20 protein-coding genes are annotated in these 23,882 nt (G+C 52.5%); 10 read left to right on the top strand and 10 right to left on the bottom strand.

Going from position 1 to position 23,882, the window contains the following annotated elements; all coding sequences use genetic code 11:
• Positions 1-154: 154 nt before the first annotated feature.
• Positions 155-1,081 carry a 23S rRNA (adenine(1618)-N(6))-methyltransferase RlmF gene (rlmF, locus tag LH22_RS15540; protein WP_038647958.1) on the top strand — a complete coding sequence of 309 codons (927 nt, stop codon included), beginning with the start codon at positions 155-157 and terminating at the stop codon, positions 1,079-1,081.
• Positions 1,082-1,338: 257 nt separating this feature from the next.
• Here rlmF and ybiO read toward each other — a convergent pair whose 3' ends face one another.
• The 6 genes from ybiO to rhtA all read right to left on the bottom strand — a co-directional run bounded on the left by ybiO (position 1,339) and on the right by rhtA (position 7,975).
• Complete coding sequence (ybiO, locus tag LH22_RS15535) at positions 1,339-3,573, bottom strand: mechanosensitive channel protein (protein WP_240474716.1); 2,235 nt, start codon at positions 3,571-3,573, stop codon at positions 1,339-1,341.
• A gap of 162 nt (positions 3,574-3,735) precedes the next feature.
• Positions 3,736-4,458: a glutamine ABC transporter ATP-binding protein GlnQ gene (gene glnQ, locus LH22_RS15530; protein WP_038647952.1), complete on the bottom strand. Its 723-nt coding sequence runs from the start codon at positions 4,456-4,458 to the stop codon at positions 3,736-3,738.
• The gene (glnP, locus tag LH22_RS15525; RefSeq protein ID WP_038647949.1) at positions 4,455-5,114 is read right to left on the bottom strand and encodes a glutamine ABC transporter permease GlnP; all 660 of its coding nucleotides are present in this window, start codon (positions 5,112-5,114) and stop codon (positions 4,455-4,457) included. The genes glnQ and glnP overlap by 4 nt, the downstream gene beginning before the upstream one ends.
• A gap of 86 nt (positions 5,115-5,200) precedes the next feature.
• On the bottom strand, positions 5,201-5,947 hold the full coding sequence (glnH, locus tag LH22_RS15520; RefSeq protein ID WP_038647947.1) for a glutamine ABC transporter substrate-binding protein GlnH: 747 nt from the start codon (positions 5,945-5,947) through the stop codon (positions 5,201-5,203).
• Positions 5,948-6,267: 320 nt separating this feature from the next.
• The gene (dps, locus tag LH22_RS15515; protein WP_038647945.1) at positions 6,268-6,771 is read right to left on the bottom strand and encodes a DNA starvation/stationary phase protection protein Dps; all 504 of its coding nucleotides are present in this window, start codon (positions 6,769-6,771) and stop codon (positions 6,268-6,270) included.
• Positions 6,772-7,066: 295 nt separating this feature from the next.
• Complete coding sequence (gene rhtA / locus LH22_RS15510; RefSeq protein WP_038647943.1) at positions 7,067-7,975, bottom strand: threonine/homoserine exporter RhtA; 909 nt, start codon at positions 7,973-7,975, stop codon at positions 7,067-7,069.
• 379 nt (positions 7,976-8,354) lie between these two features.
• Here rhtA and ompX point away from each other — a divergent pair, with 379 nt between their 5' ends.
• Entirely contained in the window at positions 8,355-8,867 is a 513-nt protein-coding gene (ompX, locus tag LH22_RS15505; RefSeq protein WP_034820897.1) for an outer membrane protein OmpX, read from the top strand.
• Between the two features lie 59 nt (positions 8,868-8,926).
• Here ompX and LH22_RS15500 read toward each other — a convergent pair whose 3' ends face one another.
• From LH22_RS15500 to LH22_RS15485, 4 genes are all read right to left on the bottom strand, one after another.
• Entirely contained in the window at positions 8,927-10,195 is a 1,269-nt protein-coding gene (locus LH22_RS15500) for a cytochrome c (protein WP_052059429.1), read from the bottom strand.
• Positions 10,196-10,206: 11 nt separating this feature from the next.
• On the bottom strand, positions 10,207-11,985 hold the full coding sequence (locus LH22_RS15495) for a GMC family oxidoreductase (protein ID WP_038647939.1): 1,779 nt from the start codon (positions 11,983-11,985) through the stop codon (positions 10,207-10,209).
• Positions 11,985-12,713 carry a gluconate 2-dehydrogenase subunit 3 family protein gene (locus tag LH22_RS15490; RefSeq protein ID WP_038647937.1) on the bottom strand — a complete coding sequence of 243 codons (729 nt, stop codon included), beginning with the start codon at positions 12,711-12,713 and terminating at the stop codon, positions 11,985-11,987. The genes LH22_RS15495 and LH22_RS15490 overlap by 1 nt, the downstream gene beginning before the upstream one ends.
• Positions 12,714-13,019: 306 nt before the next feature.
• Complete coding sequence (locus tag LH22_RS15485) at positions 13,020-13,214, bottom strand: hypothetical protein (protein WP_038647935.1); 195 nt, start codon at positions 13,212-13,214, stop codon at positions 13,020-13,022.
• Positions 13,215-13,479: 265 nt separating this feature from the next.
• On the opposite strand from LH22_RS15485, the gene mntR reads away from it, so the two are divergent.
• The 8 genes from mntR (at position 13,480) to LH22_RS15445 (ending at position 23,832) form a co-directional block, all read left to right on the top strand.
• Positions 13,480-13,938: a manganese-binding transcriptional regulator MntR gene (gene mntR, locus LH22_RS15480; protein WP_038647933.1), complete on the top strand. Its 459-nt coding sequence runs from the start codon at positions 13,480-13,482 to the stop codon at positions 13,936-13,938.
• 21 nt (positions 13,939-13,959) lie between these two features.
• On the top strand, positions 13,960-15,069 hold the full coding sequence (locus LH22_RS15475) for an SLC13 family permease (RefSeq protein ID WP_038647930.1): 1,110 nt from the start codon (positions 13,960-13,962) through the stop codon (positions 15,067-15,069).
• A gap of 187 nt (positions 15,070-15,256) precedes the next feature.
• Positions 15,257-16,387, top strand: coding sequence for an HlyD family secretion protein (locus tag LH22_RS15470; protein WP_038647928.1), 1,131 nt, complete (start codon positions 15,257-15,259; stop codon positions 16,385-16,387).
• Entirely contained in the window at positions 16,384-17,952 is a 1,569-nt protein-coding gene (locus tag LH22_RS15465; protein ID WP_038647927.1) for a DHA2 family efflux MFS transporter permease subunit, read from the top strand. The genes LH22_RS15470 and LH22_RS15465 overlap by 4 nt, the downstream gene beginning before the upstream one ends.
• 1 nt (position 17,953) lies before the next feature.
• Positions 17,954-19,471: an efflux transporter outer membrane subunit gene (locus LH22_RS15460; RefSeq protein WP_038647925.1), complete on the top strand. Its 1,518-nt coding sequence runs from the start codon at positions 17,954-17,956 to the stop codon at positions 19,469-19,471.
• Between the two features lie 268 nt (positions 19,472-19,739).
• Complete coding sequence (locus tag LH22_RS15455) at positions 19,740-21,221, top strand: sugar porter family MFS transporter (protein WP_038647923.1); 1,482 nt, start codon at positions 19,740-19,742, stop codon at positions 21,219-21,221.
• A gap of 431 nt (positions 21,222-21,652) precedes the next feature.
• On the top strand, positions 21,653-22,054 hold the full coding sequence (locus tag LH22_RS15450) for an H-NS family nucleoid-associated regulatory protein (protein ID WP_034820857.1): 402 nt from the start codon (positions 21,653-21,655) through the stop codon (positions 22,052-22,054).
• 185 nt (positions 22,055-22,239) lie between these two features.
• The gene (locus tag LH22_RS15445; protein WP_038647921.1) at positions 22,240-23,832 is read left to right on the top strand and encodes an ABC-F family ATPase; all 1,593 of its coding nucleotides are present in this window, start codon (positions 22,240-22,242) and stop codon (positions 23,830-23,832) included.
• The last annotated feature ends 50 nt before the right edge of the window (positions 23,833-23,882 follow it).

Genomic DNA, 23,882 nt, shown 5'->3' with positions numbered 1-23,882 from the left:
GGATGACCTTAATGTCCGCCTGGCTGTAGCACGAATTATTTGGGACTCAATTTGGGGATATTAGATTTAAATGCAATACAGATAATCGTGTAAGCGGATTGTGCGATGCCGCCATCCAGCGTATCTTACGCCCGCGCTACTTTCCGGAGAATCTATGAACAAGCCAACCGCCACCTCGCCATTCCATCCCCGTAATCGCCATCAGGGCCGTTATGATTTTGCTGCTCTGACCGCCGCCCATCCGCCGCTGGCGGTGAAAGTGCGTCCAAATGGCTACGGCGAGCTGTCGGTAGATTTTGCCGATCCTGAAGCAGTGATGCTGCTCAATCAGGCGCTGATCAAACTGTTTTATAACCTGAACTGGCAGCTACCGGAAGGCTACCTAACACCACCCGTACCAGGTCGTGCTGACTATGTGCATGCGCTGGCTGATTTGCTGGCCAGCGACAACGGCGGCAAAGTGCCACGCGATGTCGATATTATGGATATCGGTTGCGGTGCCAACCTCATCTATCCGCTAATCGGACACGCGGAATACGGTTGGCGTTTCACCGGTACGGATATCACGGCTGAAGCGATTACCGCTGCTAACCAGATTGTCGCCAGCAATCCCGGCTTACAACGCGGTGTGCGCCTGCGTCGTCAGAAAGACGATTCCGCCATTTTCGCCGGTGTGGTGCACAAAAATGAGCGCTACCATGCGGTGCTGTGTAACCCACCGTTCCATGCGTCGGCACAGGAAGCGGCGATGGTGGGTCAGCGTAAAACGCGTAATCTAGGCTTAGGTAAAAATGCACCACTCAACTTTGGTGGTCAGCATAAGGAACTGTGGTGCGAGGGCGGAGAACGTCAGTTCGTGGGTAAGATGATCGACGAGAGTGTGGCTTACGCGGATCGTATTGTCTGGTTTACCTCACTGGTTTCGCGCAAAGAGAACCTGCCTGCGCTGCGTGATCAGTTGCGCGATCTCGATGTTGAGGAAGTGCGAATCATTGAGATGGCACAGGGGCAGAAACAGAGCCGCTTTATCGCCTGGACTTTCCTGCCGCCCGCTGCGCGCACTAAACGCCTCGTGCGCTGATTCAACGGGCGTGGAGGCCTTATTTCTCTGGGTGTAAAATATGGAGGCGGGTTCTGGCCCGCCCATTTGATCACTTGCGCTAAGTCGTACCGCCTTGTGTTTGCAGTCCGCATTGAAATGAGCCCTGGCAATGTCCCACTTCAGTTCTCGCGCTGAATTTAGCGATCGCAATCGGCACCGGTTAGACGGCAGGTGCGAGTTCCGGCCCCGTCATGCAGGCGCGGAATCTGACAACCCGGTGCCGTCCCTGTGTGATGCTACGATGGATTGGGCGGCGGCAGTGCTGCCAGCGTAGCCGCCGAAGCCACATCGTTACCCGTCTGCATCACTTCCACCGTCTGATGCGGCGTTCTAATCCCTGCGGCATCAAAATGCTTCTTCACCTTATCATCCAGCGCAAAACGCACTGTCCACTGCTTCAGCGGTTGGGTGGTGAATGAGACGCGCACGGTAAAGGATTGATTGGTCAAGCCTACCAGTCCGGAAAAACTCGGTTCGCCAATCACCATGCCGCGAATATCCGGATTCTCCAGCAACGCTTTCACCGCCGCCTGCAAGGTCGCATTCACGCGCTCGGTGTCTTCACTGCGGTCTACATCATAGTTGGCGACAAACGAGCCAATACCGCGCACAAAGTTGGCGAAAGTGGTAATCGAAGACCAGGGAATGATGTGATAGGCACCGGTATCCTGTCGCACGCCGACGGAACGAATCGACATGCGCTCCACCGTGCCGGTAATCGGGCCAATGGTCACCAGATCGCCGGTATTCATGCCATTCTCAAACTGAATAAAGATACCGGTGATAATATCCTTCACCAGCGTTTGCGAACCGAATGACACTGCCAGCCCCAGCGCACCGGCACCCGCCAGCAGCGGCGCGATGTTAACGCCCACTTCTGACAGCAGAATCATAATGGTGATGGTGCTGATCACCACCGCCAGCGCGTTACGGAATAGCGTCAGTAAGGTGCGCGTACGTGCGCTGGGCATCGGCCTTCCGTGTGAATCCGAAGCCAGACGGCTTTCGATCAGGCTAGCCAGCAGTGTCCAGCCGATGGCGGAAAGCAGTAAAATCATCACGATACGAATCAGCACATCCACCATTTTCTGCCCGGCTCCCAGCGTGAGCCAGTGCCAGAGATCAAACAGATTCCAGGCATTGAGCAGCAGCAGTAGCGTGGCGAACACGGTGATCACCCGCGCCAGTTTCAGCAGTGCTTTCACCCAGTCATTGACGCGTTTCTGCAGCTCAGGATAGTTGCGACGCAGATCCGGCGACAGCGTGAGCGTTTTGCCAATCCAGCGCGTCAGCATGCCAGAAACCAGTGCAGCGATAACAATAATCGCCATGCTGCGTACCGTGGCCGACATCATAAACTTCAGGCTGTCACCCGGATTGAAGATCGAGAACAGGAACAGCGCGATAAAGTAGGCGCTCGCCAGCCAATGCCACACCATGCCGAAGGCGCGGATAAACAAGGCAAAGAAGCTCATACTGCGATCGGCCAAACGCGATAATTCATCGTGGATGTTGCGTCGATTGCGGAAAATCAACCACAGCGCCCAGCCGGTCATAATGCACATGATCAGCATATTCACCAATGCAGCGATTTGCATATTGACCTGATTGCCGACGATCGGCACCACCACCAGCAAGCCATAACCAATGGTGCCGCTGAGCCAGCTGAGACGCGTGTTCCAGTATGCGGCGCGTGCATCGGAAAGATGAAAGAAGCGCAGTGTGGGGAAGCGTGGGCAGAATATCAATCGCAACACCGCTTTGAAAAACTCAATCAACGCGAAGGCATTGAGGAACAGCCCCTGCTGATAGGCAATGGTGCGGTTGTTGTTGTGGTAGTTATCACTGATGATCTGACCCACAAACAGCGTCAGCGCCAGAAGCAGTAAGTCGAGCAGAAAAGCGACGACGATGGTGACAGGAAGATGCAGCCACTTGGTGCGTTCCAGATTATGATTGCGCCCCCAGCGGCCCATGCGCTGCCACACGGGATACATCAACAGCCGCGTGAACCAGTAAAAAGCAAAAACGGCAGCGGCGAGCCCGGCGAAATACCTCAGTGCATTGAAGAAGGTTTGCTGATTAAAGGATTTGTGCGGCGCGTTAACGATGTTGTCGTGCAAACGGACAAACTGCGAGGCAACGGCGCCCCCGTATTCGCGTGTGACGTTGGTGACGCTCTCCAGTACCGTGGGATCTTCCTGCTCAGCCTGCGGTGGTGCCAGGACGGGTTGTTCATTGTTGGCTTTACTGGTGGCGGCCTGACGCAGCTGATCGATCAATTCCTGACGCGAATCGTTATTCTCCAGAATATTCGCCAGCGCGGCATAAGCGGCTTTTTTATCTTCCAGCGTTGGCTCTGCTTCAGCGGTGGTGTTGGCAGCGGGCGTTGACGTTTGTTGAGCGGCGACGGCGGCCTGCGGCAGATTGACCGCGTTTGCGGTGGGAACGAGGAACAGACAGAGCAGCATCCATATGGTGAGGCACCATGATGGGCGGGCAAACGACATGACCTTCTCCTTGAGCAACGCGCAACGGCACAAGAGAAAAAGTATAGTCAGTGATGGAAGGTGAAGATTCTGAAAGGAAAATTCTTTACGGAAGAAGAGGCGGCTTTACAGCCGCCTCGTCATTTATGATACGTGCTGCAGGAACTCACGCAGACGATCGCTCGGTGGGTTGGTGATCAACTCATCCGGATTGCCATCTTCAGCGATGGTGCCTTTATCAATGAAGATCAGACGCGAAGCCACTTTCTGAGCGAAGCCCACTTCGTGCGTCACAATCACCATCGTCATGCCTTCTTCAGCCAGATCCTGCATCACCTTGAGCACTTCATGGCGCAGTTCTGGATCGAGTGCAGAGGTTGGCTCATCAAACAGCATCATTTTCGGCTTCACCGCCAGTGCACGGGCGATGGCGACACGCTGCTGCTGACCACCAGACAGTTCGGCTGGGAAGTGGTGCGCACGCTCGGCGAGGCCGACTTTACCTAACAGTTCACGCGCCAATTTCTGTGCGTCGTCCTTTTTAGCACCGCGCACGCGAATTGGGCCGAAAGCCACGTTGTCCAGCGCACTCATCTGTGGGAACAGATGGAACTGCTGGAACACCATACCGGCTTCCTGGCGAATCAGACGCTCATCGACTTTAGGATCGTTAACTTTCATGCCATCAACAATCAGGTCACCGGTAGTGATCTCTTCAAGCTTGTTGATGCAGCGCAGCAGGGTCGATTTACCTGAGCCAGATGGCCCGATAATCACCACCACTTCACCCTGATTGATCTTCAGGTTAATGTCGTGCAGGACTTTGGTCTGGCCGAAGTTTTTAGAGACGTTTTTAAATTCAATCACAGGATTTTCACCTTCTTCTCAATACGGCGCAGTACAAAGCTCAACACCAACGTAATAACCAGATAGATAATCGCAACGGCACTCCAGATCTCCAGCGCGCGGAAGTTTCCGGCGATGATTTCCTGACCCTGACGGGTCAGTTCCGCCACGCCGATCACGATAAACAGCGAGGTATCTTTGATACTCACGATCCACTGGTTACCGAGCGGTGGCAGCATACGACGCAGTGCCAACGGCATGATGACGTAACGCAGGGTTTCACGACGGGAAAGACCCAGCGCCAGGCCTGCTTCACGGAAGCCTTTGTTGATCGACAGCACGGCACCACGCGTGATTTCCGCGATATAGGCACCGGAGTTAATCATGATGGTGACCACGGCAGCGGTAAACGGATCGATACGTAGGTCCGGGAAGGCCATCGGCAAGGCGAAGTAAATAAACATTACCTGCACCACGATTGGCGTACCGCGAATCAGCTCGATGAACACCAGTGCGATGTTATTGGCTATCCATCCACCGTACGCGCGTGCGAAGCCGGCGACTAAACCAATGATTAACCCGCCAATTAAGCCGAGTACGGAAATTATCAGGGTCATTTTGGCGCCTTCGATCAAAATCGGCAGGGCTGGCCAAATGACGCTCCAGTCAAACTCCATGGTGTAACTCCAAAATCTGTTGCAATGGAAATGTAAAAAGCAGGGAGACGAAGCTCCCTGCTGGAAAAAATCGGCTTAGGCCGGAATTATTTTGGCTCGCTGCCGAACCATTTTTTATAAATTGTATTGTACGTGCCGTTGTCGCGCAGGGTTTTCAGCGCGCCATTAATCTGATTACGCAGCTCATCACTGCCTTTTGGCAAGGCGATGCCATACTGCTGAGCTTCGATAGACTCACCAACCGCTTTGAAGCGACCTTTACCGGCGGTGTGGATGAAGTACAGGATGTTTGGCGTGTCGTGCAGCACGGCGTCAGCACGGTTGGTGCCCAACTCCATATAAGCGTTGTCGATGTTCGGGAACTGACGAAGATCTTTAGACTTGATGTGCGCTTTTGCGTAATCAACAGAACCGGTACCGCTCTTCACCGCAACCACTTTGCCGTTCAGATCGTCGATGCCTTTGATGTTGTTTTCGTTCTCACGCACCATCACCAACAGACCACTTTTGTAATAGCCGTCAGAGAAGTCGATGGCTTTTTTGCGCTCGTCGGTAATGGTGATACCGGCCAGAGCCACGTCAACGTTTTTGGTTTGCAGTGCTGGGATGATACCGCTGAAATCCATTGGCTTCAGGGTGTAATCCAGCTTCAGTTCTTTGGCGATAGCGGCCCACAGGTCGATATCGAAACCAACATATTCGTTACCCTGTTTGAATTCAAAAGGAACGAATGCGGTGTCGGTCGCAACAACCAGTTTCTTATCTGCTGCAGTGGAAGAAAGCGAGAAGGCCAACGCCAGCGCGGCCACGGAGACTTTAATCAAAGACTTCATCATTATTTTCCTTATTACCCTTCAGACCTGATGGCCTGATGTACGGCTATTCATATGAAAAAATTATGCCAACTTTTCATTTCGGTCGAAATCAGCAGGATGCAGGGCCTGGCTGAAGCGATTTTGCTGTAGTTGAAAAGTCTGCACTAATATGGGTCACCAAAATAGTGCATCGTGCTGTTGTGGTGCAGGCACAGTGTGCACCAAGGGCTTAGCAAGGGAAAGGTAGGATTAAGAATTTGTTAACGACGTCAAAAAAAGCACCAAAATGTTACAGACATAAAAAAAGGCGGGATAACCCGCCTTCGCTGTAACTGACATTATTCGATGTTGGATTCGATGAACCACAGGAATTTATCCAAATCACGCGATGCCGCCGTGAAAATGTCTGCAGTGTCTTCATCGCTTACTTCACTAATGGCCTTACGCGTATCGTTCGCAACAATCGCGTAACGATCGGCCAGCGCTTTCAGATGATCCTGAACGGTGTGGATGTTGAGCGGATAGCTTTTCAATGGCGTCTTGTCGTTGACGATCTGAGTGGTACCCAGCGCCACGCCGCCGAGCTGTACAACACGCTCTGCAATGGTGTCCTGATGATCGGTGATGGCAGTACGGAAGCCATCCAGCATTTCGTGCACACCGATAAAGTTGGCACCACGCATGTTCCAATGCGCCTGCTTGGTGATCAGTGACAGATCAATAAACTCCACTACCAGACGGTTGAGCACCTCGATGGTCGCTTTCTTATCGCTATCAGCAACATCATTACGGGTGTAAATGAGATCAGACGATTTAGTTTTAACCAGTTTTGCGGTACTCATCATTAATATCCTCTAATTGATGGTTGTCCTAATCAAGCACGGGAATAAGTATAGCAGCAGTTTTCGGCTGTGCCGGATTGTTTAAACCGATGACAGGAATAGATAAACCTTCATGTTGTGCGGGATTTGAGCGTTTTAAATATTTTGCATTCATAACAATGATTTACACTGCGTGTTAATTGCTTTTCAATGATGTTGCAAAATAATAATAAAACCGAAGATGGTGATGAGAAAAAAGAGAATGAGAATGCTTATATATTCAGCCTGCAGCTTAACAGGCTGAATTTGGCATTATTTATTGCGGGTTATTAATATCCACTTCGCTTATTTTGGCACTCTTCTGTTTCATGGTGAGTGTCGAACCCGCCGACGCGGCGATAATCGCCAGCAGCGCGATCCACTGCTTCAGCGTTAGCAGCTCACCGAGGAACAACATCCCTGAAAGTGCGGCCATCGCGGGTTCCAGACTCATCAGCGTGCCAAAGATGCGAGCCGGCAAGCGGGTTAAGGCCATCATCTCCAGTGAATAAGGAATGGCACTGGAGAGCAGGGCGATAATCAGCGCCAGTGGCAGTATTTCCCAGTGCCAGATGCCGGGCGCAGCAAAAGTTAACCCGAGGGGGACGAAGATCACTGAGGCGATCAACGATCCCATGGCAACCGTCGCTGGACCATGTTCCGCACCGGCGCGTTGCCCCGCCAGAATATAGACCGCCCAACAGGCACCTGCTCCCACGGCTAATAGCGCACCCAGCGGATCGATATGGCTGATGCCATCACCAATCGGCAGTAGAAACCACAAACCGGTAACCGCCAGCAGTACCCACAGGAAATCGAGGGGACGTCGCGCACCGGCCAGCGCCAGGGTTAAAGGACCCAGAAATTCCAGCCCAACCGCCACGCCCAGCGGCACGGTGCGGATCGATAGATAGAAGAGATAGTTCATACAACCGAGCGCCAGACCGTACATCAAGAGCGGTTTACGCTGTGCGCGGGTAAAACGTAAACGCCACGGCTTAAAGATGACGCACAAAATCAGGGTGCCCAGTCCGAGACGCAATGCGGTGATGCCCGGAGCCCCTACGGTAGGAAACAGTGATTTTGCCAGGGAAGCACCGCCCTGAAGCGAGAGCATGGCAATCAGTAGCACGGCAATCGGAAACAAAACCGGGGCCATTTTGGCGTTCGTCTGAGGCGTAGACATCCTGTAATTCAATCCCGTAGTGATTAACAACACAGCAACAAAACGCCAGTGTAAAGGAATCTTAAGGAAATAAGGAGGTGTGTAAGAGGGAAAATAAATGCTGCGACAGCCTGGGAAATAACCGTTTTTCGGGCCATTTAAGTAAAGAAATGTCAGGTTAGTTTAGGAATATCCTTAAAGGCATTTTTTATAGCACGAAATATTATTGCAGGAAGATGACGCTTTTTATAAGTAAAATGAATGACATAGGAAGCTTCATTAACTTTCTGTTACACCAAACAATCTGTTAGACAACAAATAGCGGGCAGAGTTTCTTGCTAATTTTTGTTATATTTTCAGCGTTGTCAGGAGAGAAGTATATTCACATTTGAGGTGGTTTATGAAAAAAATTGCATGTCTTTCAGCACTGGCTTGTGTACTGGCAGTTTCAGCAGGTTCAGCCATGGCGCAGAGCACCGTTTCTGCTGGTTACGCGCAGAGCGATTATCAGGGCGTTGCTAACAAAGCAAACGGCTTCAACCTGAAATACCGTTACGAAGATGGTACTAACCCACTGGGTTGGATCGGTTCTTTCACCTACACCGAAAAAGACCGCACTGACGCTGGCGTTTACAACAAAGGCCAGTACTACGGCATCACCGGTGGTCCTGCTTACCGTCTGAACGACTGGGCAAGCATCTACGGCGTGGTCGGTATCGGTTACGGTAAGTACCAGGCGAATGACGCAGCTGCACAGTCTAAATCTGACACCAGCGATTACGGTTTCTCCTACGGCGCAGGCATGCAGTTCAACCCAATCCAGAACGTTGCTGTTGACGTGGGTTACGAGCAGAGCCGTATCCGTAGCGTAGACGTAGGCACCTGGATTGCTGGCGTAGGCTACAGCTTCTAAGTTTTTGCTTAGACCAGAGTTGCACAAGAAACGGCCCATTATGGGCCGTTTTTTTATGCCTATTTTTGCGGGGCAGGAGGAAGGGTCGCGCGGATCTTTTTCACCTGATCGGCCGTTACCGGTGCCGCTTTATTACCCCATCCATTGCGGATGAAGTTAGCGACATCAGCGACCTGCTGATCATCCAGGCGCCAGGCGAAATCTGGCATGGTGAAACCGGTCGGCGCCTGTTGCGTAATCGCACGCTGACCGCCTTTCAAAATGACACTGATCACTGATGACGGGTCTTCACTCAGCAAGGCCGGATTATGCGCCAGCGCCGGGAAGGTACTGGCATAGCCTTTACCGTCCGTACGATGGCAGGCAGCACAGTTATCCACGTAAACCTGCGCGCCTGGCTGGCTGACATCCCCTTTGAACAGCGCTTGCGACGTCGCATCGCTGGCCTGTGGTGCAGCGGTGTTATCCGCAGCCGGTAAAGACTTCAGATAGACGGCAATCGCATTCAGATCTTCATCACTGAGGTACTGAGTACTGTGTGCAATCACATCCGTCATCGAACCAAAGGCAGCGCCTTGCTTATTCGCGCCGGTTTTCAGGAAGAGGGCGATATCTTGTTCGGACCAGCTGCCTAAACCCGCTGCCGGGCTGGCGGTCAGGTCTGGCGCATGCCAGCCTTCCAATGTGCCGCCGGTCAGATAGCCTTTGCTGTTCTGATCCATGGCTTTCTCCTGGAAGCCGATGCCACGAGGAGTGTGGCAGGAGCCACAGTGACCGAGCCCCTGCACCAGATAAGCACCGCGTTGCCACTGTGCCGATTGACCGGCAACCGGAGCGTAAGTGCTGTCGTCGGCAAAGGTCCAGCGCCAGAACGCCAGCGGCCAACGCATGCTGAGCGGCCAGGGGATATCACTTTTGTGATTCTCCTGGCTTACCGGTTTCACACCCTGCATAAAGTAGTCATACAACGCGTGCATATCACTGTCGCTGATTTTGGCATATGACGGGTATGGCATAGCCGGATAGAGCGAACTGCCCTCTTTGGCGACACCCCCGCGTACCGCTTTGACGAAGTCGTCGTAGCTGTAGTCACCAATACCGTGCGTTTTATCTGGCGTGATGTTGGTGGAGTAAATGGCGCCGATCGGCGTGCTCATTTTGAGCCCACCAGCGAAAGGTTGTCCACCTGCTGCGGTATGGCATGCGGCGCAATCGCCCGCTTTGGCCAGATACTCGCCTTGCTTAACCGAGGCATCGGTCGCGGCCGATGCGGCGTGGCTGATCAGCGCGCCGCTGAGAGCGAAAAAGAGTGTGGAAAATTTCACTATAACGCTCCTTATCAGGCCTGAACCAGCGGACCAGGGTTAGCAAGATAGCGGTTGCGAATCGCATCCGCCGCGAATAATGCGGTGGCACAGACAATCCCGGTGGGGTTGTACGCCAGGTTTTGCGGGAAGCAGCATGCGCCCGTCACGAACACGTTCGGTACATCCCAGCTTTGCAGGAACTTGTTCACCACGCTGGTACGCGGATCGTCGCCCATCACAGCACCACCTGTGGTGTGCGTTGATTGGTAAGGGCGGACATCGTAATGGCTGTTGAGCGTTTTGAAGCCCACTTCATAGTGCTTAGGATTCATCACCTTGACGATCTCCTCGGCTTTATCTTTGATGAAGTTGGTCATCTTCAGCTCGTTCTGCTGCCAGTCGAACGTCATACGCAGCAATGGTTGGCCGTAGATATCACGGTACGTAGGATCAAGGTCTAGATAGCACTGCTTATACGGCATCACTGAACCGGACGAGCCGACGTTCATGTTGTGCAGATAATTATCTTTGATGGCCTGTTTCCAGCCGGAACCCCAGCGCGGCGCATCTTTAGGGATGCCCATCTGCTGGATGGGACGTCCGCCGGAGAAGGCTGCCGAAATGGTGGCACCGCCAACAAAGCCGACTTTGCTGTGATCGAAGTTTTCTGCATTGAAATCATCGATAACGGTAGAGGTTGCACCGGTTGCCGCAAACGGATTGAACCAGTTGTCGTTGTCATAAAACAGCTTGATGCCGCCGGTCATCTGGTAGGCATAGTTCCTGCCCACTACGCCGTCACCGGTTTGTGGATCATATGGCTTACCGATTTTTGACAGCAGCAGTAAGCGCACATTGTGCAGCTGGAAGGCGCTGAGGATCACCAGGTCAGCCGGTTGCTCGACTTCGTTACCTTGCGCATCGATATAGGTTACGCCGGTGGCTTTTTTGCCGCTGCTGTCGGTATTAACGCGAATCACGTGCGCCTGAGTGCGTAACTCAAAGTTACTAAACGGTTTCAGAGCAGGGATAACACAGCTTTGCGGTGAACCTTTGGAATAATTGAAGCAACCGAAGCGTTCGCAGTAACCACAGTAGTTACACACGCCAAGCTGCACGTTGTAAGGGTTTGTCCAGGCTTCGGTACAGTTAGCGGCGGGACATTCGAACGGATGATAGCCGAGTTGTTTCGCTGCTTTGGAGAACAGTTCGCCAGCATACAACGTCTCGAGCGGCTTAGTGGGATAGCCATTTTTACGTGGGGATTCGAACGGGTTACCCCCTTCGACTTTTTCACCGTTGAGATTACCAACCTGACCCGCCGCACCGCAAATTTTCTCAAACTTATCGAAGTAGGGTTCCATCTCGTCATAAGTGAATGGGTAATCCTGCACCGTCATGTCTTTCGGAATGAAATCAGCCCCGTATTTTTCGATGACCGTGCTGCGCATTTTCAAGTCAGCTTCCAGCGGACGCCAAAGCTGACCGTTCCAGTGCGTACCGGCACCGCCCACGCCATCACCGGGCAGGAAGGAACCGAAGCGACGATATGGCAGCGCGGTTTCCTGCGTGGTATGGCGAACCGTCACGGTCTCTTTCGAGGCGTTTTGGAACAGTTTTAAACGAATGCCGTAAGTCAGTTCATCGGCAATACGCGGATAGGAGAAGTCGGGGTAGGTATCGCGATTTTCGCCGCGCTCCAGTGCCACTATATTTAAACCAGAACTGGCCAGTTCCATCGCCATGAGCGAACCGGTCCAGCCGAACCCGACGATGACCACATCGACGGGCGCTTTTTTTACTGCCGCCATTACACGCTCCTTTTACTGGAAATGCTGACTGGGCCAAGGGGGTAGGGTTTATTAGGCTGCTGTACGGTATCGACGAAATCCGCACGTGCACCGGGAAAACCAATCATTTTCCACGAGGCCAGCGTTTGGTTGCCGCCGTGAATCGGATCGGCGAGATAACCCTCTTTGGCGTTTTCCAGTAGCTGCTCGAAAAACTGCTTGCCGTGAATAGCATCATTACGCAGTTTGTCGGCTTCAAGCGCATGCAGAACCTCTTCCTGCTGCGCCGTTTCCAGTTGATAAAAATCTTTTTGGTACTGCTGCTGACAATGCTGGTCAGCTAAGGCGATGCCTAATCGATAGGTATCGCGTGGCACCAGATGGGATTGGTAACCCATTTCCGGAATCGAATCGGCGAACGGGCCTTGCATGTACCACAGGCGACCATAGCCGTAAGGCAATTCCATCTGCTTATCGATAAACACCTGTACACCTTCACTGACGGCGCCAGGACCGTTGGCGTCGGCGGGAATCAGGCGATCCAGTGCCGCGAGCAGAAATTTCCACTCTTTATCGTTGAAGTAGGCCGGAACATAATCAGATAACACGCCTTGTGGCTTGTCGGCTGCGGGGGAGGAGAGAGAAACCACACCGGTACTGGCTGCGGCGGCGAGGGGAATGAGCGAGAGCGATTTTTGTAAAAATCGTCTCCGGCCCGACGGTTGCTCTTCAGGCTTTTTAAGTGACATTGCTAATCTTCCTTACGAAAAAACCCACCCTGGGTTGATTTTGTTATAAGTATGTAATTTTTTGTTATGAGGAGATTAATCAGACGTCACAATAGGTTGCAAGCTAAAAGTTAGCAGCCTAATCGTTTAAGCGAAGTTGAAGGTAAAGTTATGTCAGTGCCTGAAGCGATTCAGCCACAGTAAGCGCAGGGATTTGGAATTTGTTCAATAACATTAGAAAGAGTGGGACGAAAAAGGTAACAAAATGTGAGATCGTGCAAAGGATCCGTCAGAGAAACGGATCCTGAGAAGGAATTTATGGATGAATCAGCCGCGCCAGATGAGATTGGGGCAGGGGCGCTCGGTCAGCTGTTTGCCGGTCAGCTTTTCAATCAGCATCAGACGCAGGGCAAAGGGCGAGCGTTTAAACAGGCACAGCAGCGATTTCAGCTCAAAAGCCGATTTGCTCTGCTCAACCTGGAAGCATTTGCCACAGTCGAGGCAGTTTTTCATGGTGGTCATGTTCACCTCCCGAATGAATAACGACGTAACAGTAAGCATAAACCTGCGATAAACAGCAGGAAAAGGAGTAGCAGCAGATAGGGTGCGCTCATCATTGCCTCCTAAATAAGCTATTCGCTTACATTACGAACAAAGATAGCACTGGCTATACTCTTTAGCCAACACTATTTAGGAAAAATTTGTGCTTATTTGTGCCTGGTTTACAATGAGCGCAGCCAGGCCCGCACCGCAGGTAAAGTGCGGCAGATAATAAAGAGGAAGCTGAATGAGTCGTCGTGCAAAGAGCGCCACCAATACGCCCCAGGGGCCGCTTAAAGATATAGAGGAGCATGTCGAAGGATTTCGCCAGGTGCGCGAAGCGCATCGACGTGAACTTATTGATGACTACGTAGAGTTAATCTCTGATTTAATTCGTGAATTTGGTGAAGCCCGCCAGGTCGATATGGCCGCGCGCCTTGGCGTTTCACAACCCACCGTGGCAAAGATGTTGAAGCGTTTAGGCACCACGGGTCTGGTGGAACAGGTTCCCTATCGCGGCGTTTTTCTGACGGCTGAAGGTGAAAAGCTGGCTGAAGCGAGCCGTGTGCGTCACCACATTGTGGAAACCTTCTTGCTGGCGCTAGGTGTCAGCCCGGAAACTGCCCGCCGGGATTCAGAAGGTCTGGAACATCACGTCAGTGATGAAACCCTCGCCGTCTTCCAGAAGTTTTACGAGAGCCGCTAACCTACAAGGCCTTACGCCATCATGCCCATCGTACTGCGTTCCTTAATGCGTGATCGTATTTTGCATTTGTTGTTGCTGTTGGGTGTGATTTTATTGCCGCTGGCGGAGTATCGTTGGCCGCAATTGCCTGCCGCCGTTGACTGGCACACCATCATGACACTCACCGGGCTATTGATGCTGACCAAAGGACTGGAAAACAGCGGCTATTTCGATGTGCTCGGCGCACGTCTGGTACAGCGCTTTCAACATGAGCGCACGCTGGCGCTGTTTATGGTCTGTGCCGCAGCGCTACTTTCCACCTTTCTCACCAACGATGTGGCGCTGTTTATTCTGGTGCCGCTGACGCTGACGTTGCGCAAATTCTCGCGTCTGCCGATTTCTCGTCTGATTATTTTTGAAGCGCTGGCGGTGAATGCTGGATCGCTGCTGACGCCAGTAGGCAATCCGCAAAATATTCTGTTGTGGAGTCACGGCACACTCAGCGTGCCAGGTTTTATTCTGCAAATGGCACCGTTGGCTGCGGTATTAATGATCAGCCTGATGGCGCTCACCTGGTGGAGTTTTCCAAAACGAACCATTCAGAAGCATGCGCAAAGCGAAGCGCATCAATGGCAAAAACCGTTGTTTATCATCAGCGTGCTGCTCTATCTGGTGTTTATTGTGGCTTTAGAGCTGAAAATGACCGGATGGGCACTGTTATTGGTGGCAGGCTGCTTCCTGATCATGGCGCGCAGCGTATTGATCAGTATTGACTGGAGCTTGTTACTGGTATTTGTCGCGATGTTCATCGATGTGTTTTTACTGATGCATCTTCCCCTGCTGCAACCGTATTTTGCCGCGATAGGTCATTTAAGCGAAGGGGGGTTATATTTGCTGGCGATCGGTCTTTCACAGGTCATCAGTAATGTGCCGGCAACCATTCTTTTGCTGCAAAAAGTGCCGCCCACCGAGGTGCTCGCCTGGGCCGTCAACATTGGCGGATTCGGCTTGTTGCCGGGTTCACTGGCTAACCTGATTGCGCTGCGTATGGCGCAGGACAGCAAAGTCTGGTGGCGCTTTCACCTGTTTTCTCTGCCCATGCTGGCGTGGTCGATGCTGTGCGGTTGGTTTCTGTTGCACTGGCTACATTAAGGTAGCCAATTTGTCCTGCAGGTGAAGCTGACGCGCTGGTTATTCAGCGCGTTATCGCACTCAGTGGCAGAAAATGCGTTGATTGTTGGGTTGTGTAAAGTTGTACTGGCATTTGTCAATTTTCGATCTAAGGTTAAGTTGACCGTTTTTGCCCGTGGATCGGGATCACAGCCAGCGATGATAACTTATGAGTGATAACCACAATCAGCCGCCCGCTCGCGAGCAGCAGGATGCACAGCACGCTTCAGACTCCAGTCAAGAAAACAACGAACCGCAACGTAAACGCCCCGGCAAAAAGCCCCTGATCATTCTTGCCATCGTGGTCGTGATCATGCTGCTGGTGGGACTGTGGTTCTGGTTTACCACGCGCAATATTGAAACCACGGATGATGCCTTTACCGAAGGCGATGCGGTGACTATTGCGCCGAAAGCAGCGGGTTATGTGGTGAAGCTGCTGGTGAGAGACAACCAGCGGGTGAAGCAGGGCGATTTGCTGGTGGAGATCGACCCGCGCGATACCAGTGCCCAACGCGATCAGGCCAAAGCCCAACTCGGTCTGGCGAAGGCGCAACTGCATCAGGCACAGGCGCAATTAGCGCTGTCTCGCGTGCAGTATCCTGCGCAGCGCGATCAGGCGTTAGCCGATCAAGCAAAAGCTCAGGCCAATCTTTTGAATGCGCAGGCGGATTATCGTCGTCAGCGCGGCGTAGATCCTCGCGCGACTTCCCAACGTAACATCGATACTGCGGCCGCGCAGTTGCGCTCCGCTGAAGCACAAATGCAAAGTGCTAAAGCGCAGGTCGAAGTGGCTTCACAGGTGCAATTGCAGATTCGTCAGCAGGAAACCAATGTGGAGGCGCGCCAGCAGCAGGTTGAGCAGGCGCAGGCACAGCTCAACACCGCCGAACTGAATCTCTCTTATACCCAAGTGCGCGCCCCCTACGATGGCTTTGTCACCAAGCGTAACGTGCAGGTCGGCACACTGGTACAGGCCGGCACGGCGCTGTTTTCACTGGTGTCGCCGGATATCTGGATCAATGCCAATTTCAAAGAGTCACAGCTGGCTCGGATGAATCCCGGTGACAAAGTGGATATCAGTATCGATGCCTGGCCTGATATGAAGCTGGAAGGGCACGTTGATAGCGTGCAGATGGGCTCCGGCTCGCGCTTCTCCACCTTCCCGGCCGAAAATGCCACCGGTAACTATGTGAAGATTGTGCAGCGCGTGCCGGTGAAAATCGTTATCGATAAAGGGTTGGATCCGAATCATCCGCTGCCGCTGGGCCTGTCGGTTGAGCCGAAGGTCACCGTCGAATGAGTGCGAGTGAAAGCTGGCGTCCGGCCAGCAATCCCTGGTTGGTCGCCATCACGGTGACGCTGGCGGTGTTTATGGAGATCCTTGACACCACCATCGTTAACGTGGCGCTGCCGCACATTGCCGGCTCACTCTCTTCCAGTTACGACGAATCCACCTGGGTGCTGACTTCCTATTTGGTAGCCAACGGCATTGTGTTGCCCATTTCCGCCTTCTTTAGCCGCTTGTTTGGGCGTAAACAGTTCTTCCTGATCTGTATTGTCATGTTCACCATCTGCTCGTTCCTGTGCGGTATCGCCACCGAGCTATGGCAAATCATTCTGTTCCGCGTGTTGCAGGGCTTTTTCGGCGGCGGTTTGCAGCCGGTGCAGCAATCGGTGCTCCTCGATTACTTTAAAGCGGAAGATCGTGGCAAAGCTTTTGGTCTCTCGTCGATTGCGATTATCGTTGCGCCAGTGATCGGCCCCACACTCGGCGGCTGGATCACCGATAACTATAGCTGGCGCTGGGTGTTCTTCATTAACATCCCGGTCGGCATTTTAACGGTGCTGGCGATCTATCAGCTGCTGGAAGATCCGCCGTGGGAGCGTAAATGGGCGAAGGGCAAGCTGAAGATCGATTACATCGGCATCAGCTTGATCACCCTTGGACTCGGCTGTTTGCAGGTATTCCTCGACCGTGGCGAAGATGAAGACTGGTTTGCCTCGCACTTTATTCGCCTGTTTTGCATGCTGGCGGTGATCGGCATTGTCGGCGCCGTCTACTGGTTGCTGTATGCACGTAAACCAGTGGTGGATATCACGGTCATGAAAGATCGTAACTTCTGGGTGGCCGGTTTGCTGATGGCAGGCATGGCGATGATTCTGTATGGCAGTTCGGTGGTACTTCCACAGCTGGCGCAGCAGGATCTGGGCTATACCGCGACCTGGTCGGGGCTGGTACTCTCGCCTGGTGCGATATTGATCGTTCTGACTATTCCGCTGGTGCTGAAGCTGATGCCGATTGTGCAAACACGCTACATCATTGCTTTCGGCTTTACCTGTCTCGCCAGCGCCTTCTTTTATTCCACGACCTTAACGCCGAACGTTGATTTTACCACCCTGGTATTAATGCGCAGTGCGCAATCGATAGGGCTGGGTTTTCTGTTTGTGCCGCTGACTACCATTGCTTTTATTACGGTGCCGCAACGGCTCAATGCGGATGCATCGGCATTGTTTACCATGTTCCGTAATGTGGCGGGATCGATCGGGATTTCACTGGCAACGGCAGGGATTACCGAACGTATGCAGACGCGCTCAGCGAATATGGTGCATAACATGACGCCGCTTAACGAGCCGTTCAACCTGACTTTGCAGCATTGGGCGCAGGCGATTCGCGACTTTACCAGCGCCGTCGGTGATCCACTGACGCTGGCGACCGGTCAGCTGTACAAAGAGATGATTGCGCAGGCGCGTATCCTTGCGTATATCGACGTCTTTATGGGTCTGAGTATTGTGGCCTTGCTGTTGATTCCATTTTGTTGGTTGCTTTCGCCGATCAAGAGCGAAGGCAGTGCAGGAGCACACTAAAATGATCACCTCTTCGCGCTTGAGTTTGCTGGCGCTCTCTCTGCTTCTGGCGGGTTGCGCTGTGGGTCCTGATTATCAGCCTCCCCATGCACAGACACCGGGCAGCTATCGCGATTTACCGTCGCAGGAAGCCTCAAAGCCGCAATCGGCGGCCACCAACCCGCTATGGTGGAAAAGCTTTAATGACCCACAGCTGGATAGCCTGATCGAACGCGCCATCGCAGGTAACTTAACCTTGCAGCAATCGGTGCTGCGCATTGCCGGTGCACGTGAGCAACTGGCACAGGCGCGCGGCGGGCTTTTTCCGTCACTCAATGGTTCAGCCAAAGTGACCCGTCAGCAGTTGGGTTTAAAAGGCTTACTTAAGTCCAACGGGGTTTACGATCAGGTGGACAGTGACGTTGCCAGCCAACTGAATGGCCTCGATCACTCTGTTACGCTATACCAGGGTAGCTTTGACGCCAGCTGGGAGCTGGATCTGTGGGGCAAAGTGCGGCGTCAGATGGAAGCCGCAGATGCGCAGCAGCAGGCCGCCATTGAACAGCGCAATGATGCGCTCGTGTCGCTCGAAGCGGAAGTGGCGCGCGCCTATCTGCAACTGCGCGGCGCGCAAGCGGTGCTCAACACGCTGCAGCAGCAAATCGATGTGGCGCAGCAAACCTGGGAACTGACGCAAAGCCAGCAGCGTAACGGCATGGCACCGCTCACCGATGTGGAAAACGCGCGTGCACAGCTGGCCTCGTTGAATGCGCAATTGCCAGGTTATCAATCGCAGGAGCGGCAGGCCATGAATGGCTTAGCAGTTTTGCTGGGCAAAACGCCGGGCGCACTGGATAACGAGTTGATGAGCAGTAAAGCGTTACCCGCGCTGCCGAAAATGGTGGCGGTGGGGATCCCATCCACGCTGGCGCGACGACGTCCGGATATTCGGCAAGCGGAAGCCAATCTGCATGCGCAGACCGCCAACATCGGCGTGTCGGTGGCGGATCTGTTCCCCAGCCTGTCACTGACGGGTCAACTCGGGGTTCGCAACACCGATGCCAGCTATCTGGATGACTGGAGCAGCCATTTCTACAGCATTGGACCTTCGCTCTCCATTCCGATTTTCCAGGGCGGGCGTTTGGTCTCCAGTGTGAAACTGGCGCGCGCGCAGCAGGCCAATGCGGCGCTGGAATATCGCCAGACGGTGCTGACCGCCTTGCAGGATGTCGAGAATGCCCTGGTCAGCTATCGCGCCGATCAGCAGCAGGTGACAGCTCTGGATGAAACCACTGGCGCATTGCAGAGAGCATTTGATCTCGCCAGTGATAGCTACAAGCAGGGGATTTCCACCTTCCTGGATGTGTTGGACGCACAGCGCCAGTTAGCGCAGGCAGAAGCACAATCGACACAGGCACGCATGCAGAGTGCACTGGATTTAGTCGCGTTGTACAAAGCGCTGGGCGGCGGCTGGGAACCTTATCAGAACGTTAATTTGCCTGAATATTCCGTGTTTGGCCCTGCCACCACGGTGCCTTAATCATAAAAGGGGGCAGTCTGCGGGCTGCCCCAGCATCAGGCATTACACTCCACCCATTTTGGAATGAAAATTTTCATTTTGGATTAAATGCAAATTCCCCTCTGATCACTCTTCACCGATTTACACGCAGTAAAGCCGCTTTTTGTGATCTACTCCGCATGCAAATGCGGTGTTTATGATCTGTCGCGCAAAATTTAAATTTCATAATTATTCCTGTTGGTTGAAATAAACTATTTTTAAATCTTCTCTCACTGTTAAGGAGTGGATTATGCCGCGGGAAAACTACCTTACCCCCAACAAAGCATCAGGGCCGAACAGCAGCACGCGCACTGAACCCTTTGTGAAGGTGATAGCAATGATTGCCACCTTAGGGGGGTTGCTGTTCGGCTATGACACCGGTGTGATTTCTGGCGCACTGTTATTTATGGGTAACGATCTCCATCTGACACCCTTTACCACGGGGTTGGTCACCAGCAGCCTGCTGTTTGGCGCGGCTTTTGGTGCCCTGGCGTCAGGCCACTTTGCCGCCGCGGCCGGGCGGAGAAAAATCATTCTGGTGCTGGCGGTGATTTTCGCCATTGGCGCAATCGGCACCGCGTTAGCACCTGACGTTGAATGGATGATTTTCTTCCGCCTGGTATTGGGTGTGGCGGTGGGGGGAGCGTCAGCGACGGTTCCGGTGTATATCGCGGAGATGGCGCCCGCCAACAAACGTGGCCAGTTAGTGACCATGCAAGAACTGATGATCGTCTCCGGGCAGATGTTGGCTTACATCTCCAACGCTGGATTTAACGCGGTGTGGGGCGGTGATGCTACCTGGCGCTGGATGCTGGCGGTCGCGACGGTGCCTGCCGTGCTGCTGTGGTTTGGCATGCTGTTTATGCCCGACTCACCGCGTTGGTATGCGATGAAAGGGCGGTTGGCGGAAGCGCGTCAGGTGCTGGAGCGCACGCGAGCTAAACAAGATGTTGAGTGGGAACTCACGGAAATAGAAGAGACCTTAGCTGAAGAGCAACATGAAACGCGCCCACGCCTGCGTGAACTTCGCCAACCCTGGCTGTTTAAATTATTTTTGATTGGCGTGGGGATTGCGGTCATACAGCAGTTAACCGGGGTGAATACCATCATGTATTACGCTCCGACCATGTTAAAAGCCGTGGGCATGAGCGATAACGCAGCCTTAATTGCCACCATCGCCAATGGCGTTATTTCGGTATTAATGACTTTCGTTGGTATCTGGCTGCTGGGGCGCATTGGGCGCCGTACCATGACGATGTTAGGGCAGTTTGGCTGTACCGCCTGTCTGGTGTTTATTGGTGCCGTCAGTTATTTCATGCCGGAGACAGTAAATGGTCAACCTGATGTACTGCGCAGTTATATGGTGCTGCTGGGAATGCTGATGTTTTTGAGTTTCCAGCAAGGAGCACTCTCACCCGTGACCTGGTTGCTATTGTCTGAAATTTTCCCTACACGTCTGCGTGGGATATTTATGGGCGGCGCCGTGTTTGCTATGTGGATCGCTAATTTCCTTATCTCGCTGATGTTCCCGATCCTGTTGGCATCGGTGGGTTTATCGGGAGCGTTCTTTATTTTTGCGCTAGTCGGAATAGGGGGAGCCATTTTTGTGGTTCGCTATGTACCAGAAACACGAAATCGTTCGCTGGAACAGATCGAGCATTATTTGCACGACTGGCTGTCAAATGAAGAACCGCAACCGCAGTTGACGCACGCTGTGAAGAAAAGCTCGTAACCTGAGGTGACGTTTTATGAGGGTAAAAGCCGGTGCATGCACTGGCTTTTTATCGTAAAGGGGGATAAAAATGCGATTGTGCTCTCAACTGTAAAAATATAATAATCACCTGTGAAAATAGATTTTCGTCCATAACATTAATCTTCATTAATCTGCTAACACACTTCAGCCAGACAAGGCATTAGCCGCTAAATGCTTGTTTATCAGCCGGGAATAACCTCTGAAATCGGTACCAGTTCCAGTCGGTGGTACTAAAATGTTGTTGTTAATTCACCGTTAATTAAAGCTTCTCGCTGGGGGGACCGCTCAAATTGTGAATACGTTAATCAGTTAGGAATTATCCGTCCGCATAAATTAATTTATTTTTTTATTTGAATTGGGTAATCTTGCCACTACAGTTTATTTAAACCCCCTTAAGCAAGGACCTTGTGATGAGTGACGCATTTAAAGTTCTGAACAACATTCGCACATTACGTGCGCAGGCTCGTGAACTGCCATTGACCGATCTGGAAGAGATTCTGGAGAAATTAACCGTGGTGGTGACTGAGCGCCGCGACGAAGTTCATGCAGAAGAAGCGCAGAATCGCGAGAAAGAAGAAAAGCTGTCTAAATACCGCGAAATGCTGCTGGCTGACGGTATTGACCCGAACGAATTGCTGGGTGCGCTGGAAACCGGTAAAAAACGCGCGAAGCGTGCACCGCGTCCGGCTAAATATTCTTACACCGATGAGAACGGTGAAGAGAAATCATGGACCGGCCAGGGCCGTACCCCAGCAGCGATTAAGAAAGCGCTGGACTCTGGTAAAAGCCTGGACAGCTTCCTGATCAAATAATCTGCACAATCCTTGTAAGCGGGAGCCGAAGACCACGTTGTCTTCGGCTTTTTTATTTCTCTATTTGCAACAACGCGTTCAACGCCTTCGCTCGCTGCCCGCAGGCGCAGAGGTGGCGTCCCGGTGCTGCTTTCTGGCATAATGCCCGCTGTTTTTTCCTCCACTGCGTAACAAAGGTCAATGCCGTGTTAGTTTCCAGCAATATTACTATGCAGTTCGGCAGTAAGCCGCTGTTTGAGAATATCTCCGTTAAGTTTGGCGGCGGTAATCGTTACGGTTTAATCGGTGCGAACGGCAGCGGTAAATCGACCTTCATGAAAATACTGGGCGGCGACCTGGTACCGACCAACGGTAATGTTTCACTCGACCCTAACGAGCGTATCGGTAAGTTACGCCAGGACCAATTTGCTTTTGAGCAGTTTAGCGTGCTGGATACGGTGATTATGGGTCACGCCGAATTATGGGCGGTGAAGGAAGAGCGCGACCGTATTTATGCTTTGCCAGAAATGAGCGAAGAGGAAGGCTATAAAGTTGCCGACCTGGAAGTCGAATACGGTGAAATGGATGGTTACAGCGCGGAATCTCGTGCCGGTGAATTATTACTGGGCGTGGGTATTCCGGTGGAACAGCATTACGGTCCGATGAGCGAAATCGCACCAGGTTGGAAACTGCGTGTGCTGTTGGCGCAGGCATTATTCTCAAACCCGGATATTTTGCTGCTCGACGAACCGACGAACAACCTGGATATTGATACCATTCGTTGGCTGGAGCAGGTGCTAAACGAACGTAACAGTACCATGATTATCATTTCGCATGACCGTCACTTCCTGAATATGGTGTGTACGCACATGGCGGATCTGGATTACGGCGAGCTGCGCGTGTATCCAGGAAATTATGACGAATATATGACCGCGGCGACGCAAGCGCGTGAACGTTTAATTTCTGATAACGCGAAGAAGAAAGCGCAAATTGCTGACCTGCAATCGTTCGTTAGCCGTTTTAGTGCCAACGCCTCTAAATCGCGTCAGGCTACTTCACGTGCCAAGCAGATTGATAAAATTAAACTGGATGAAGTTAAGGCGTCCAGCCGTCAGAACCCTTATATCCGTTTTGAACAGGATAAGAAGCTGTTCCGTAATGCGCTGGAAGTTGAGGCTCTGACAAAAGGATTCGATAACGGTCCGCTGTTCAGCAAGCTTAATCTGATGGTTGAAGTTGGCGAGAAAGTGGCTATTTTGGGCGCCAACGGTATCGGTAAAACCACGTTGCTGAAAACATTGGTCGGCGAGCTAACGCCTGACAACGGCACTGTGAAATGGTCCGAGAATGCGCTCATTGGTTATTACGCGCAGGATCATGCCGAAGATTTCGCCGATGACCTGAGCGTGTTCGACTGGATGAGCCAGTGGAAGCAGGAAGGTGATGACGAGCAAGCGGTGCGCAGTATTCTGGGCCGTCTGCTGTTTGGTCATGATGAAATCAAGAAGCCTGCTAAAGTGCTGTCCGGTGGTGAGAAAGGCCGCATGTTGTTTGGCAAGCTGATGATGCAAAAGCCGAACATCTTGATCATGGATGAACCGACCAACCACCTCGATATGGAATCGATTGAATCGCTTAACCTGGCACTTGAAGGTTACGAAGGCACTCTGATTTTCGTTTCACATGACCGTGAGTTTGTCAGTTCACTGGCAACCCGCGTGATGGAGATGAAGGGCGATCGCATTATCGACTTCACCGGCAACTACGAAGATTATCTGCGCAGTCAGGGTATTGTTTAATTATAAATGATTGAATGACAGTAATAACGGCGCGGAGAATCGCGCCGTTA

The sequence above is a fragment of the Pantoea rwandensis genome (genome assembly GCF_000759475.1).
Taxonomy (GTDB): domain Bacteria; phylum Pseudomonadota; class Gammaproteobacteria; order Enterobacterales; family Enterobacteriaceae; genus Pantoea; species Pantoea rwandensis_B.
This window is presented reverse-complemented; position numbering and strand designations above follow the sequence as displayed.